Source organism: Burkholderia sp. BCC1985, assembly GCF_905339915.1.
GTDB lineage: Bacteria > Pseudomonadota > Gammaproteobacteria > Burkholderiales > Burkholderiaceae > Burkholderia.
In genome coordinates this window covers 130,171-145,022 of record NZ_CAJPGY010000011.1, presented here as the reverse complement: position 1 = coordinate 145,022, position 14,852 = coordinate 130,171, and the positions used below count along the sequence as shown (strand labels likewise).

Sequence of the window (14,852 nt, the reverse complement as noted above, 5' to 3'; positions counted from 1 at the left end):
CCTCGCTCGTTGATCGGTCGTCACACGATTGAATCGGCTCCGGCAGCCGCCTTCGCCGCTGACCGAACGAGCATACGCGATCGTGCCGCGCGGCGTCGTGAAGACGCGGGCGCCCCGCGCGGCGACGCGCAGCGACGCGCAGCGGCCGGACCGCGGCAGTCCGCCCCTTTCGACGGCGTCGGGCAATCGTCGGCGCGTTGTCGCCGTTTCGTCTGAAACCTGAAACCGGACGGGGCATCGGCGGCCCCGCGCTCAGCCCCAGTCGGACGCCGACTCGTCCGGATCGACGAGCGTCAGCCCGGCCGCCGGCAGCGGCAGCGCGGTCTTGTAGCGCACCTGCTTCAGCGCGAAGCTCGACCGGATATTCGACACGCCGGGAATCGTCGTCAGCCGCTCGATGATGAAGCGCTCGAGCGTGCGCATGTCGGGCATCACGACGCGCAGCAGATAGTCGGCGTCGCCCGACATCAGGTAACACTCCATCACCTCGGGCCGCTGCGAGATCGCCTCCTCGAAACGCTGCAGCGCATCCTCGACCTGCTTCTCGAGGCTGACCTGGATGAACACGTTGATCCGCAGCCCGAGCGGCTCGGGATCGAGCAGCGTGACCTGCTGGCGGAACAACCCGAGCTTCTCCAGCGCGCGCACGCGGTTGAAGCACGGCGTGGCGGACAGGTTCACCGCGCGCGCGAGCTCCGCGTTCGTGATGCGCGCGTTCTGCTGCAGCTGGTTCAGGATGCCGATGTCGATGCGGTCGAGCCGACGCGGGTTTGCGCTCATGGTCGAAATATTCCGGAAGAGTGGCTACATCCGGAATATTTACACTATCCGTGAGCGAAATCCCAATGAAATCAGACGCATATTTTGCGGATCGGCGGGTAGCATGATCCGACCGATTGCCACTGATTGCGCGCCGCTCCGAACCGGCGCGCGGGGAGACCTGCGATGACGGACCTGTCGAACGGAATCGACGCCACACGGCGCGCGGGCGCGGCTCACGCCGACGCCGACCCGGAAGAAACCGCCGAATGGCTGGAAGCGCTCGACGCCGTCGTCGCGCACGTCGGCAAGGAACGCGCGCAGTACCTGCTCGGCCGGCTCGCCGCGCATGCGCACACCCGCGGGCTCGCGGCGCCGCGCGGCCCCGTCACGCCGTACCTGAACACGATCGCCGCGCACGAACAGCCGCCGTATCCGGGCGACGCCGAGCTCGAGGAACGGCTGTCTGCCGCGCTGCGCTGGAACGCGCTCGCGATGGTCGTGCGCGCGAACCGCGCATACGGCGAACTCGGCGGCCACATCGCGAGCTACGCGTCGGCGTCGGACCTGTTCGAAGTCGGCTTCAACCATTTCTTCCGAGCGGCGCCGGCCGACGCAGGCGATGAAAGCGGCCCGAACGGCGACCTCGTGTACTTCCAGCCGCATTCGTCGCCAGGCGTGTATGCGCGTGCGTATCTCGAAGGCTTCCTCACCGAAGATCACCTGAAGCACTACCGTCGTGAAATCGCCGGGCCCGGGCTGTGTTCGTATCCGCATCCGTGGCTGATGCCGGATTTCTGGCAGTTCCCGACCGGCTCGATGGGCATCGGCCCGATCAACGCGATCTACCAGGCGCGCTTCATGCGCTACCTGCAGCATCGCGGGCTCGCGAACACCGCCGGCCGCACCGTGTGGGGCTTCTTCGGCGACGGCGAGATGGACGAGCCCGAATCGCTCGGCGCGCTGTCGCTCGCCGCGCGCGAAGGGCTCGACAACCTCGTGTTCGTGATCAACTGCAACCTGCAGCGGCTCGACGGCCCGGTGCGCGGCAACGGCCGCGTGATCGACGAGCTCGAAGCGCTGTTCGCCGGCGCCGGCTGGAACACGATCAAGGTGCTGTGGGGCTCCGACTGGGATCCGCTGTTCGCGCGCGATCACGCGGGCGCCCTCGCGCGCGCGTTCGCCGACACCGTCGACGGCCAGTTCCAGACCTTCTCCGCGAACGACGGCGCGTACAACCGCGCGCGCTTCTTCAGCGGCGACCCGGCGCTCGAAGCGCTGGCCGCCCAGCTCACCGATGCGGAAATTGACCGCCTGCGCCGCGGCGGCCACGACGCGCGCAAGCTGCACGCCGCGTATGCGCGCGCGCTCGCCCATCGCGGCCAGCCGACCGTGATCCTCGCGAAAACGATGAAGGGTTATGGAATGGGCACGGCCGGCCAGGGGCGGATGACCACGCACCAGCAGAAGAAGCTCGACGTCGACGACCTGAAGGCGTTCCGCGACCGTTTCCGGTTGCAGCTGTCGGACCACGACGTCGAGCAGTTGAAGTTTTACAAACCAGCGGAAGACAGCCCGGAAATGCGTTACCTGCATGCCCGCCGGGCTGCCCTGGGAGGCTATCTGCCCAGAAGGCGGATGGCGGCATCGAAGGGGCTGACCGTCCCTTCGATGCCGGCCTGGGGTGCGTTCGCGCTGGAGGCGGCCGGCCGCGAGATGTCGACGACGATGGCGCTCGTGCGGATGCTCGCCGCGTTGATCAAGGATCGCGACATCGGTCCGCGCGTCGTGCCGATCGTCGCCGACGAGGCGCGCACGTTCGGCATGGCGAGCCTGTTCCGGCAGGTCGGCATCTACTCGCCGCTCGGACAGCGCTACGAACCGGAGGATCTCGGCTCGATGCTCTACTACCGCGAGGACACGCGCGGCCAGATCCTCGAAGAAGGGATTTCGGAAGCCGGCGCGGTGTCGTCGTGGATCGCCGCCGCGACCGCGTACAGCGTGCACGACCTGCCGATGCTGCCGTTCTACATCTACTACTCGATGTTCGGCTTCCAGCGGATCGGCGACCTGATCTGGGCCGCCGCCGACCAGCGCTCGCGCGGCTTCCTCGTCGGCGCGACGTCGGGCCGCACGACGCTCGGCGGCGAGGGCCTGCAGCACCAGGACGGCAGCAGCCATCTCACGGCGTCGACGATTCCGAACTGCCGCGCTTACGACCCGGCGTTCGCGTACGAAGTCGCGACGATCGTCGATGCCGGCATGCGCGAGATGGTCGAACAGCAGCGCGACGTGTTCTATTACGTGACCGTGATGAACGAGAACTATGCGCAGCCGTCGATGCCCGACGACGATCCGGCCGCCCGACGCGAAGGCATCCTGAAGGGCATGCATCGGCTGCCGTCCGCAGTGAACGCGACCGCGCGCGTGCAGTTGTTCGGCGCGGGCGCGATTCTCGGCGAGGTGCTCGCCGCGCAGCGGATGCTGCAGGACGACTGGGGGATCGATGCAGCCGTGTGGAGCGTCACGAGTTTCAGCGAGTTGCAGCGCGACGGGATGGAAGCCGAACGGCTGTCTCGGCTCGGCGACGGATCGGCATCGTCGTATGTCACGCGGATGCTTGAAGGAACGCATGGCCCGGTAATCGCCGCGACCGATTACGTGCGTGCGGTGCCCGAACTGATCCGCGCGTACGTGCCGCGCCGCTACGTGACGCTCGGCACCGACGGGTTCGGCCGCAGCGACACGCGCGACGCACTGCGCGCGTTCTTCGAAGTCGATCGCGCGAGCATCGTGCTCGCCGCGCTGAAGGCGCTGGCTGATGACGGGGAACTCGATGCGACTATCGTGCGCGACGCGCGGGAGCGTCTCGGCAAGACCTCGTATCCGGGCGTCGCGCCATGGCAGCGCTGATCGGGCGACGCGATCGAGCGGCAGCCGACGACAATTCGTCGACCGAAACAATACGGCCGGCTAGCCGAACAGGCGAGGATCCAGCGCGAACGCTTCCTTGCCGATCACTTTCACACTTGAAGCAAAATCCGCATGCAGCGGGTTCAGCAGCAAGTTGAAGTCGGTCGGGCAGACGACGGACGGTACGCGCATCGCCAACTGCTCGCCCGCTTCGAGCCAGGCCTGCCCGATTCGGGCGGTCGACTCCGGGTCCTGCGACAGTACTGCCCAGTCGTCCGGCAGGTCCGGCTGGTACGCGTGGTCATGCACGGTGTCGGGCACTTCCAGCGTCACCAAATAAAATCCGCCTGCCGGAAGCAACCCGGACATATGGACGAGCGCCTCGAGCAACGACGTCGACGCATGGCAGCAGGTATACAGCACCCGCATGCCGCGAGGATTCCAGCGGCCGCCTGCGATCGCCGCGCCGTTCCCGCTCAGGTCGTCGGCCAGGTAGTGCCCCTTTCGTTCTTTCGCGAGACGATACAACCTCACGCGCCGACCCCGAACTGGGCGCGGTTCAGAATGTCGCGCACCCGGTCGTAGCCGGGCTGTACGTCGAGCACTTCAAGCGGCTTCAAACCGTCGAGCTCCGCGTTCGCCCGGTTCATCCACGCCGCTGCGCGTTCGCCGTCCTCAAACAGTTCGGTGGCGAGACCCCGGACATAGAGCACGCGCGCAACGCGATCGGATTCGCCTTGCGACAACCGGTCGTGTTTGGCAATTTTCCGCAGAATGGTCGAACTGGGCAGGCTCAGCGCGCTCAAGAGGGTCTGAACCGGCACGCCGAGCAACTCGCGCGCGACGCGCTCGATGATGACCGCGTCGAAACCCTCCGCAATCGCGCGCCGCTGCGACATCGGCGCCATCCGGGCAAAGGTATCGAAATCGCCCTTGGCGGCGCCCAGGCCGTTCGAGCTACTCGCCTGAGGCGCGGCAGCCCGCTTGGCCGGCTGACGGGCCGCCGGTGTGGTTGCTGCCATGGAAACTCCCAAATGGGTTAATTGGAATTCTCATTGTATACACTCGATCGGGAATTTTCAATCGACCAAACGGCATATCCGTAACCAGGGCAATCGACGGCGCTCCGCACTAAACCGGCAGCGCATGCGTCGACAGAATCTCCTTGAGCACCATGAACGAGCGCACCTGCCGCACGCCGGGCAGGTACAGCAGCTGTTCGGCGTGCAAGCGATTGAAGCTCTCGTTGTCGCGCGTGCGGACCAGCATGAAGTAGTCGAATTCGCCGGTCACCACGTGGCACTCGACGCATCCCGACACCTTCTGCGCAGCCTTCTCGAAATCGGCGAACGCCTCCGGCGTCGAGCGATCGAGCACGAAGCCGATCACGACCAGCATCCCGGCACCGAGCGGCTTCGGATCGAGCAACGCGACGATGCCGCGGATCAACCCCATCTCCTTCAGTCGCTCGACGCGCCTCAGGCATGCCGGCGCGCTCAGCTTCACCTTCGCAGCGAGGCTCACGTTCGAGATCGACGCGTCCTGCTGCAGCTGCCGCAGGATCGCGCGGTCGATGCGATCGAGCGTCGGCGCGGCATCGGCGGGGGCGGCGCTGCTGCGATCTAATTTCATTGCGTCTCCGATGAATTCTGCGAACCAAAATTATCTGCTTATGCTTTTCTACATCGATAACGTAGGCGTTCGCCACTTATTTCGCAAGCTCATTTCCCGGCGTCCTGCCTATCATCTTTGTATCGGGACACGGCGCACCGGCCGCACGCGACCGATCCGATTTCCTGCCCACCGTCTTTCGGAGACTGTCGATGAACCTGCAACGTTTCCCCCGTTATCCGCTCACGTTCGGCCCGACGCCGATCCAGCCGCTCAAGCGCCTGAGCGCGCATCTCGGCGGCAAGGTCGAGCTGTACGCGAAGCGCGAGGACTGCAACAGCGGCCTCGCGTTCGGCGGCAACAAGACGCGCAAGCTCGAATACCTCGTGCCCGACGCACTCGCGCAAGGTGCCGACACGCTCGTGTCGATCGGCGGCGTGCAGTCGAACCAGACGCGCCAGGTCGCGGCCGTCGCCGCGCATCTCGGAATGAAATGCGTGCTCGTGCAGGAACATTGGGTGAACTACGAGGATCCCGTGTACGACCGCGTCGGCAACATCCAGCTGTCCCGGATGATGGGCGCCGACGTGCGGCTCGTCGCCGACGGCTTCGACATCGGCATTCGCCGCAGCTGGGAAGAAGCGATGGAGAGCGTGCGGCAGGCGGGCGGCAAGCCGTATCCGATTCCGGCCGGCTGTTCCGAGCATCCGCTCGGCGGGCTCGGCTTCGTCGGCTTCGCGGAGGAAGTGCGCGCGCAGGAAGCGCAGCTCGGATTCAAGTTCGATTACGTCGTGGTCTGCTCGGTCACGGGCAGCACGCAGGCGGGGATGGTCGTCGGCTTCGCGGCCGACGGACGCGCGGATCGCGTGATCGGCATCGATGCGTCGGCGAAGCCGGAGCAGACGCGCGAACAGATCACGCGCATCGCGCGGCATACGGCCGAACTGGTCGGCCTGGGGCGCGACATCGGCGAACGGGACGTCGTGCTCGACACGCGTTACGGCGGGCCCGAATACGGTTTGCCGAGCGACGGCACGCTCGAGGCGATTCGTCTGTGCGCGCGACTGGAAGGCATGCTGACCGATCCCGTCTACGAAGGAAAATCGATGCACGGGATGATCGACAAGGTGCGCCTCGGCGAATTCGAACCGGGGTCGAAGGTGCTGTATGCGCATCTCGGCGGCGTGCCGGCGTTGAGTGCGTATTCGGAGATCTTTCGCAACGGGTGATGAACCGGCGCGCGCGGCGGGCGCGTGCCGCCGCGGCGCGCCGCAACCCTAAGCGCTCCGCTCCCCGCTATCGGGCAACAGACGTTCGAGCGCGGCGTCGATCTCTTGCCGGAACCCGGACCAGCAGCGCTCGACCGCACCGATATCGCCGTCGTTCGCCGCGCGCTCCATCCGGGCACATGCGTCGCTGGCAGCGACGTCGCCTACCAGTGCGAAACCGCCGCGCATCGAATGCAGTTCGACCTTGATCCGCTCGAGATCGCCGGTCGCGAGCGCATCGCCGATCGCCGCCAGCGACTTCAGGGTTGCGTCGTTCAGGGTGTTGCGAATCTCGATCGACACGCGGGTCGGACCGCCTGCCTCGTCGGCGACGGTGACGGCCGCAAGATGGCGCGCCGCCTGCCGGCGCAGCACTGCATCAAGCGCCTGAATCGACAGCGGCTTGAGCACGACCTCCGCCACGCCGGCCGCGACGCACCGACGGTAATCGTCGTCAGTCGCATGCGCGGTCATCGCGATCACCGGCACCGTCGAACCCTGCTCGTGAAGCAGCCTCGCCAGCGCAAAGCCGTCGAGTTCGGGCATGCCCAGATCGGTCAGCACGATGTCGAACGGATGGGCGAAGTACGCACGCATCGCTTCGGCACCGTTCGTCACGATCGTCGCGTCGTGACCGAGCACGTCGAACTGATCCTGCAACAGCGCGCGACTCGCCGGATGATCCTCGGCGACCAGCACGCGCAGCGGCTCGCCGTCTTCGCGCGGCGGCGGCGCGTCGCCATCGTCGCCATCGTCGCCATCGTCGCCACCGTCGCGACCGTCGTCTCCGTGACCCGCGACCGGCGCCGGCAGCGCCGCGCACCAGCCGGCCGGTGCCGCAGGCAACGGCAGCGCGGCGACGAAGGTCGTGCCTTCGCCGAGCCGGCTGGCGACGCTCAACTCACCGCCCATCAGCTTCGCGATGCGCTGGCACAGCGGCAATCCGAGCCCCGTGCCGCCGAAGCGCCGATAGATCGACGCGTCGGCCTGGATATACACGTCGAACAGCGTCGCCATGCTGCCCTCGGGAATGCCGACGCCCGTATCGCTCACGGCAATCTCGACCGCGCGCCCGCCCGCGCCGGCCGGCGCGATGCGCGCCTCGATCGTCACGTCGCCGTGCGTAGTGAACTTGATCGCGTTGCTGACGAGATTCGCCACGAGCTGCTGCAGCCGCACCGGATCGCCGACGTAGCCGTCGGCGAGCTCGGGCGCCAGCCGGCACGCGAGCGTCAGGCGCTTCGCTTCGGCAAGCGGCCTGAAAATCGCGGCGACGTCGCGCAGCACGCCGCGCAGATCGAACGGAATATGCTCGAGCGCCATCTGGTTCGACTCGGCCTTCGACAGGTCGAGCACGTCGTTGATCACGCGCAGCAGCGCATCGGACGACGACATGATCGTCGCCAGCCGGCGCCGCAGCGGCGTCGGCATCGCCCCGCGCTCCATCAGCTCCAGATTGCCGATGATCGCGTTGAGCGGCGTGCGGATCTCGTGGCTCATCGTCGCGAGAAACGTCGATTTCGCGCGGTTCGCCTGCTCGGCGGCTTCGCGTGCTTCGCTCAGCGACGCCTCCGCCTGCTTGCGGGCCGTGATGTCGAGCAGCGTGCACAGCAGCACGTCAATCCCGCGATACTTGGTGCGCACGATGTGCGCGTCCAGGTACACGGTATCGCGCCCGCGGCGCTCGACGGGCAGCTCGTGCGTGACGAGCGCGCGGGTGCCGCCGCCGCGTGCGCCGTCGCGGTACGCGCGCCACAGGCGCTTGCCGAGCGGCTCGCCCGCCCCCTCCCGGTCGTACGCGAGCATCGCGTCGTTGCGCACGATCGCTTCGCCGTCGGCCAGCGACAGCAGCACGAGCCCGGCCGGCGCCGTGCGGATCAGCGTCCGGTTGAGCGCCTCGCTCTCGATCAGGCGGATCGCGCGCCGGTTCGCGACGCGCAGCGCGCGCCGGTCGAACGTGACGATCGCGAACCACAGCACGGTAATCGCCAGCAACGCGCCGCCGACCGTCAGGCTCGCGGATGCGGCGACTGCCGCCAGCACGCTGCGCCACGAGAACGTCGTCACCAGCACCAGATCGGTGTCGGGCAGCGCGTCGCCGATCACGAAGCGGCCGCCGATGCGGCGCGCGGCCGCGCGCTCGCCGTGCGAATGCTTTGCCTCTTCGAGCGCGTACGCGATCATCCTGCGATCGGACGACTGGCCGCCGAGGACGTCGCCGTCCCCATCGACGAGCGCGTAGCTGCGGTCGATCTCGTGCGACGCGAGCAAATCCTCCGTCTGTGAACGGGCATTGAACATGAACCAGCCGACCGGCCGGCCGGCCGCGTCGCGAAACGGCTGCGCGACGCGCAGCACCGTACGCCCGAGCAGCGGATCGAAGCGTGCGTCCACGAGCGTGCCGCTGTCGCCCGTGCGCGCCTGCGGCAGCGCGCTGTCCTCGCGCGGCATCAACTCATGCCGCAACGTCGCGAGATCGACGCCGGGCGGCAGCGCGAGCGCGCGCTGGGCGAGTTCGCGGCCCACCACGCCGAGAAACTCGCCATTCAGCCCGATCACGTAGCCGCTCAAGCCCGAATGCACGGTTTGCGCGGTCGGCAGGATCGTCACTTCGGCCTGCCGCAATATGATCGCCAGATACGCGGCATAACTCTCGGCCGGATGGGCCCGCGTCACGTTCGCGAGCGCGACGAACGTCGGCTGCCCGCCGCGCCCGCGGTACACCAGCTTGCCGCCGTCGGCCGCGAAGCGCGCGAGCACGTCGGGCGACGCGTAATCGCCGCGCCGCCACAGCAGCTCCATGTTGTCGACGTAGCGGTTCAGCAGGACCTTGGTCACCTGCAGCTCGGCCTGGAGTTCGGCCTTGCGCCCGAGGAACGCCGAACGCGATCGCGCCAGATAATCGTGGACGTCGAGCCGCATCACGAGCAGTGCGCACAACAGGATGAATGCGGTGATCGCGGCGCCGCCGCCGTACAGCAGCGCCTGCTGCTGGCGCCGGACGCGGCCGGGGTCGAAGGGTTTGCCGCCCATCGCGGCGTGCCGTTTGAGTTTGTCTGGCATGCGTTCGGGTGATGAGGATGGCGGGCGTGCCGCGCATGGCCGGCGCGACCGGCCGGCCACGCTATTCGGGCGCGCCCGGTGTGCCCGGCGCGGGCGACGCCGACGCGTCGGGGAGCTTCCCCTCGTCGGCATAGCGAATCAGGTCGGCATCGCGGACGATGCCGAGCTTCTTCATCGCACTCGACTTCTGCGAGCTGATGGTCTGCTTGCTGCGATGGAGCTGCGCGGCGATCTCGCCGACCGTGTAGCCGGCGCAGAACAACCGCACGACCTCGATCTCGCGCGTCGTCAGCGCACGGGCGATCGGCGTCGTATCGATGTCCTGCAGCAGCTGCTTGACGTGCGGCGACATGTAGTTCGCGCCGACATAGGCCGCATGCACGGCGCCGATCAGGTGCGAGATCGCGTCGGACTTGCTGAGGATGCAGCTCACGCCCTGCCGGTGAATCGCATACAGCACGCTTGGATTGTCGATCATCGTGATCGTCACGATATGCAGCGCGGGAAAGCGGCGCTGCAGGAACGACAGCAGCCCGAGGCCGTCGCCGTACTTGCCGCCCGGCATCACGTAATCCAGCACCAGCACGTCGCTCTGCTGCGCGTCGAGCGCGGCGACCAGATCCGTCGAATTCGATACGGTGCCGACGAGCCGGATCGTGCTGTTGCCCTGAAGCGCCTGCGACATGCCGAGCGCGGACGCCGGATGATCGTCGGCCACCATCACGCGCACAAAGAATTCGTCCATGTTCTTGTATCCCGAGGCTTGCAGTCATGCATCCGGTTTCCCGCCGCGATGGCAAGCATGCTCGCACCATCGCGTCGACGACTGGCCGTGATCGGCTCGCCGGATAAAAAGTGACTCGATTTTAAGATAATTCCCGAAGCGCTTCCGTCCGGGTCGAACGCACGTCGGTCCGTTGCGCGCGACGCGGCGGCAAGGTCACGGCGCGCAGCCCGCAGGAGGACGCGCTACGGCCGGCCCGAATCGCCCGGCAGATCGGGCGAGTCGCCATCCGTCCTGCTCTTCCATTCGTTGATCGCGCGTCGTTTCTGCGCCGGCGACATCAGTAGAAACTCGTTCATCAGCGTCAGGAATTCCCGGCGGCCCTTCTCGGAAAGCGCGGCGAACTCGAGCAGCAGTGCGAATATCTTCCATGCGTGACGCACGGCGTTCCCCTCCCAGGTTGATGTGAAATGTGCCGTGCGGCGTCCGCCGGCATCCTGCCTGTTTCATTTCCGGCCGCGACAAAGCGCTTCGCGCATTTGCCGCATTTGCCGCATTTGCCGCGTTTGCCGCGTTTGCTGCGTTTGCTGCGTTTGCTGCGTTTGCTGCGTTTGCTGCGTTTGCTGCGTTTGCTGCGTTTGCTGCGTTTGCGGCATTCGCCGCATTCACGGCGGTCGATCGCTCGACAACCGCTTACTCGTCACGCAGCGCCGTCGCGCGCTCGGCAGGCCGCCTAAGCCACGGCATGCCGGCGTCGTGCTGCGCGAGCGCGGCGCGCAGATGCGCGAGCGTCACGGGCTTCGTCAGGACGCGCCGCACGCCGGCCGCCTCGCAGCGGCGCATGCCGTCCGGCGTCAGGTGCGACGTCACGACCAGCACGTCGCAACCGGCCGCGCTGCGCGCAGCCTCGGCGAGCACGTGGGCGCACATGTCGGGCAGGTCGGCACCGATCAGCAGCACGTCCCAGCCGCCGCCGGCCAGCGATTCGAGCGCGGCACGCCCCGACTCGACCTCGGCCGCCGCGCAGCCGAGCGCCTGCAGCTGCTCGCGGAAAATCGAGCCGTTGACGGCGACGTCGTCGGCGACCAGCACGCGCAATGCACGGCCGCCGCCGCGCGGCATCGCGTGGTCGTTCGGTGGCGAAGCGTCGCCCGGCGAAGCATCACCCGGCGAAGCGTCGCCCGACGACTCGTCATCGGCCAGCGCCGCACGCAGACCGCCGAGCGAATAGCTCGACACGCGCACCGTGCTGCCCGTCCGGTACGGTTCGAGCGGGCCGTCGCGTGTCGCAAGAATCAGCGGCGCGCAGTCGCGCAAGCGATCCAGTTCCGCATGCGACCAGGCATCGGGATCGCCGAACAGCACGACCGGCCCGGCCACGCCGGCCGGCAGGCTCGACGGACTGTCGTACACGTCGATGTCGAATCCCCATGCACGCAGATGCGGCAACGCGAACGCACGCCACTCGGGATCGGCGGCGACGAACGTCAGCGCACGCGCGCGAGCCGGCCTGCCGGACGCGGCGACATCCACGCCGAGCGGCAGAAGAACCGTGAAGCAACTGCCTACGCCCGGCTCGCTCGCCACCTCGATGCGGCCGCCCATCGCCGCGACGAGCCGTTGGCACAGCGCGAGCCCGAGCCCCGTGCCGCCATAGCGCCGCGTGATCGACGAATCGACCTGCGAGAACGCGCTGAACAGCTTGTGCCGATGCTCGGCCGCGATGCCGATTCCCGTGTCCTCGATCGCGACCGACAACGCCGGCGCGCCTTTGCCTTCCTCGACGACCGCCACGCGCACGGTCACGCGGCCCGCGCTCGTGAACTTGATCGCATTGTTCAGCAGGTTGCCGAGTACCTGCGCGAACCGCGTCGGATCGCCGCGCATCGGTTGCGTGTCGGCTGCGTCGACTTCGCAGAACAGTTGCAGCCCCTTCGCCTTCGCGATCGGCGCGAACGCGCTCAACTCGCGCGCGACCGCCGCGATCGCATCGAATTCGATCGACTCGACCTGCATCGCGCCAGCCTCGATCTTCGAAAAATCGAGAATGTCGTTGACGAGCGCGAGCAGGCTCGTCGCCGACGTGCGCAGCGTGCCGACCCGGCCATGCTGTACCGCGTCGAGCGCCGAGCGCTCGAGCAGTTCGAGGTTGCCGAGGATCACGTTCAGCGGCGTGCGGATTTCATGACTCGTCGCCGCGAGAAACGACGATTTCGCGGCGTTCGCCGAGTCGGCCGCGCGCACGGCCTCCTCGAGCTTCTGCATCAGTTGATGCTTCGCGGTCGTGTCCGCGACCGCGGCAATCAGCACGTCCGTCCCCTGATAGCGCGCGCCGCATGCGATGAATTCGAGGTGCAGATGCGCGTCCTCGCCGCCGCCCAGCACGAGATCGTCGTGCAGCACGCCGTCGCCGCCGCGCGCGACGTGCGCCTGCCACGCGGCGGCCACCTGGTTCGACAGCGCGTGAAAGTCGCCGCCGAACCGCGCGACCATCTCCCTCAGCGCGGGGCTCGCGAGCAGGAAATGTCCGTCATCGCGCGCGATCAGCCCGAGCCCGATCGGCGCCATCTCGATCACGCTGCGGCACAGCGCCTCGCTGTCGAACACGCGCTGCGAACGCGCATAGAGCGGCGCGAACTCGCGTCGGTGAAAACGCAGCAGCAATCCCCACATGACGGTGAGCGTCAGCAGCGTTGCCGCCAGCAGCGTGCCGGCCGAACGCGCGACACCGGCCGCGACGTCGGCCCACGACAGCGCATACGCGAACGTCCAGCCGGTCGATTCGAGCCGGCCGTGAAACAGCAGGAAGCCGTCGCGGAACACGGGCGCCCCCGACGACGCGCGACCGCGCCACGGCGCCAGTTCCAGCAGGCGCGCGGTGCTGCCCGCATCGCCCGCGGTGGGATCCATCGCGACGAGCCGGCCATCGGCGGTCGTGATGTAGAACGCGCCGCCGGGGCGGTAATCGGCCAACCACGACAGCAGGTAATCGGGGGAATATTCGGTCACGAGCACGGCGAACGTCCTGCCGTTGTCGCGCGCTTCGGCCGCGATCCGGATGCGCGGCTGCCCGGACACGGGATCGGTGAACGGCGGCAGCCAGCGCACGTGCGGCCGGGCATCGACGATCGGCGGATACGCGCGCGCGAAATCGATGTGCAGCGCATCGAGCACGCGGGCGCGCGCGTCGGGCGATGCCAGCGCGGGATCGTCGGGATTCCGGTTCGGCACCAGCCCGAACATGCCCGTGCGCGTGCTGTAGTGGTAACCCTCCAGCGTGCGCCCGCGATTGATCGAACTCGCCGCGCAGATGCGCGACAGCAGCACCGACAGCGACAGGTAGCGCGCCACCTCGGCGCGATCGCCGGTTCGCCCGGGCACGCCGAGCACGAGCGACGGATGCGGCCGGATCGCGACGCGCTGGCCGTCGCGAAAGAACGCGTCGACGTCCGACGCGGGCGCGCTATCGGCTTCGCGCCAGATCAGCTGCGCGTTCGCGACGCCGTTGCGGAACGACGTCTCGCTCACCTGGATCTCGTTGAGCGTCTGCTCCAGCCCGTTCAGGTAATTGCGCCGTTCGCCCTCGACATGGCCCGAGATGATCGCCACCATCCCGAGACCGCATGCAATCAGGACCAGGATCGTAACGACGATGCCGCCACCGAACACCGAAATGCTCAGATAGCGGCGCAGGGATTGGAGCGGACTCTGCGGCATGACGAGCGACGAGCACCGCGGCGCCGAACGATGCCGATCCGGATCGCACGATGTTGCGGGAACTCACCAGTGGAAAGGTGAAATGAGTTCCGACAATGCCAAACGCGTGCGGGAGCGTCCACCCCGGCCGAACCGTTTCGTACTTGTCAATTACGATTGAAGCGTCATTTAGAACTTGACCTAGATTCGGAGCAGCAAAAGGCCGCGGCGGGGTGCGTCCCGGCCGCGTGCCGACACACCCGACGCGCGGCGGCCTGGCACACGCCGTCGCCGCGGAAATCACTCGAGGTCATAGGCAGGCTTCGGCCGAGTCTTCGCGGCCTGCTTCAGCGACACGATGAGCGGATCCTCGCGGTCATCCGGATCGCCCTTCTTTTGATAGGAAACCTAAACTTCAGGGCGATCGAAACACCCTATGTCATCGCAGATCCGCACGGTATTGCCGGTGACGGACGGATCCCGCGCACACGCGGTCAACAGCAACTCCGGTGCGAGTAACCGGCGAACCATTTCGCGCTTTTTTCCCCCACGTCTTATTCGCGCCGTATTGCTTCGCACGATCCCGCCCCCGCGAGCGCGTACCCGGCTTGCGCGCGGCGAGGCGAATACAATTCACCCACGCCGACACGCAGTCCAAGGCTCTCTCAGGCTCTCTTTGGCTCTCTTCGAATCGTTCAGTCACGCGCTGGCTGCCGCTTTTCGCCGGGCCGAATGTGTCGACACCGGCCTCCAAACATGACGCGACAAACAATAGTGACGTGATGAGCAATAATAATGGAGAAAAATGGCATGTCAAG

Annotated in this window: 10 protein-coding genes; 2 read left to right on the top strand and 8 right to left on the bottom strand. The window is 67.3% G+C overall.

The genetic code is table 11. From position 1 onward, the window contains the following. Positions 1 to 252: 252 nt before the first annotated feature. Positions 253 to 780: an Lrp/AsnC family transcriptional regulator gene (locus U4Z31_RS13940; RefSeq protein ID WP_124487053.1), complete on the bottom strand. Its 528-nt coding sequence runs from the start codon at positions 778 to 780 to the stop codon at positions 253 to 255. 165 nt (positions 781 to 945) lie between these two features. On the opposite strand from U4Z31_RS13940, the gene mdeB reads away from it, so the two are divergent. Further along, positions 946 to 3,672 carry an alpha-ketoglutarate dehydrogenase gene (mdeB, locus tag U4Z31_RS13935; protein ID WP_321810625.1) on the top strand — a complete coding sequence of 909 codons (2,727 nt, stop codon included), beginning with the start codon at positions 946 to 948 and terminating at the stop codon, positions 3,670 to 3,672. A gap of 60 nt (positions 3,673 to 3,732) precedes the next feature. Here mdeB and U4Z31_RS13930 read toward each other — a convergent pair whose 3' ends face one another. From U4Z31_RS13930 to U4Z31_RS13920, 3 genes are all read right to left on the bottom strand, one after another. Further along, positions 3,733 to 4,206, bottom strand: a complete 474-nt coding sequence (locus U4Z31_RS13930) for an RES family NAD+ phosphorylase (RefSeq protein WP_044845408.1) — start codon at positions 4,204 to 4,206, stop codon at positions 3,733 to 3,735. Then, positions 4,203 to 4,694 (bottom strand): antitoxin Xre/MbcA/ParS toxin-binding domain-containing protein, encoded by a 492-nt coding sequence (locus U4Z31_RS13925; protein ID WP_321810624.1) that lies wholly within the window; start codon positions 4,692 to 4,694, stop codon positions 4,203 to 4,205. The genes U4Z31_RS13930 and U4Z31_RS13925 overlap by 4 nt, the downstream gene beginning before the upstream one ends. A 109-nt stretch (positions 4,695 to 4,803) precedes the next feature. Then, positions 4,804 to 5,304 carry an Lrp/AsnC family transcriptional regulator gene (locus tag U4Z31_RS13920; protein WP_321810623.1) on the bottom strand — a complete coding sequence of 167 codons (501 nt, stop codon included), beginning with the start codon at positions 5,302 to 5,304 and terminating at the stop codon, positions 4,804 to 4,806. Between the two features lie 191 nt (positions 5,305 to 5,495). Here U4Z31_RS13920 and U4Z31_RS13915 point away from each other — a divergent pair, with 191 nt between their 5' ends. Beyond that, positions 5,496 to 6,512, top strand: coding sequence for a 1-aminocyclopropane-1-carboxylate deaminase (locus U4Z31_RS13915; protein WP_321810622.1), 1,017 nt, complete (start codon positions 5,496 to 5,498; stop codon positions 6,510 to 6,512). A 48-nt stretch (positions 6,513 to 6,560) separates the two neighbouring features. On the opposite strand, the gene U4Z31_RS13910 is transcribed toward U4Z31_RS13915, so the two are convergent. The 4 genes from U4Z31_RS13910 to U4Z31_RS13895 form a co-directional block, all read right to left on the bottom strand. Then, positions 6,561 to 9,614, bottom strand: coding sequence for an ATP-binding protein (locus U4Z31_RS13910; RefSeq protein ID WP_321810621.1), 3,054 nt, complete (start codon positions 9,612 to 9,614; stop codon positions 6,561 to 6,563). 61 nt (positions 9,615 to 9,675) lie between these two features. Beyond that, a complete protein-coding gene (locus tag U4Z31_RS13905; protein ID WP_044845413.1) occupies positions 9,676 to 10,359 on the bottom strand; it encodes a response regulator in 684 nt (227 codons plus the stop codon). A 224-nt stretch (positions 10,360 to 10,583) separates the two neighbouring features. Then, complete coding sequence (locus tag U4Z31_RS13900; RefSeq protein ID WP_044845414.1) at positions 10,584 to 10,781, bottom strand: hypothetical protein; 198 nt, start codon at positions 10,779 to 10,781, stop codon at positions 10,584 to 10,586. A 250-nt stretch (positions 10,782 to 11,031) separates the two neighbouring features. Next, the gene (locus tag U4Z31_RS13895) at positions 11,032 to 14,055 is read right to left on the bottom strand and encodes an ATP-binding protein (RefSeq protein WP_321810620.1); all 3,024 of its coding nucleotides are present in this window, start codon (positions 14,053 to 14,055) and stop codon (positions 11,032 to 11,034) included. Positions 14,056 to 14,852 lie beyond the last annotated feature (797 nt).

Bases quoted from the DNA above. Each gene is read 5' to 3' on its own strand.
- U4Z31_RS13940 (WP_124487053.1), bottom strand. From the start codon at position 780: ATGAGCGCAAACCCGCGTCGGCTCGACCGCATCGACATCGGCATCCTG.
- mdeB (WP_321810625.1), top strand. From the start codon at position 946: ATGACGGACCTGTCGAACGGAATCGACGCCACACGGCGCGCGGGCGCG.
- U4Z31_RS13905 (WP_044845413.1), bottom strand. From the start codon at position 10,359: ATGGACGAATTCTTTGTGCGCGTGATGGTGGCCGACGATCATCCGGCG.
- U4Z31_RS13910 (WP_321810621.1), bottom strand. From the start codon at position 9,614: ATGCCAGACAAACTCAAACGGCACGCCGCGATGGGCGGCAAACCCTTC.
- U4Z31_RS13920 (WP_321810623.1), bottom strand. From the start codon at position 5,304: ATGAAATTAGATCGCAGCAGCGCCGCCCCCGCCGATGCCGCGCCGACG.
- U4Z31_RS13925 (WP_321810624.1), bottom strand. From the start codon at position 4,694: ATGGCAGCAACCACACCGGCGGCCCGTCAGCCGGCCAAGCGGGCTGCC.
- U4Z31_RS13895 (WP_321810620.1), bottom strand. From the start codon at position 14,055: ATGCCGCAGAGTCCGCTCCAATCCCTGCGCCGCTATCTGAGCATTTCG.
- U4Z31_RS13915 (WP_321810622.1), top strand. From the start codon at position 5,496: ATGAACCTGCAACGTTTCCCCCGTTATCCGCTCACGTTCGGCCCGACG.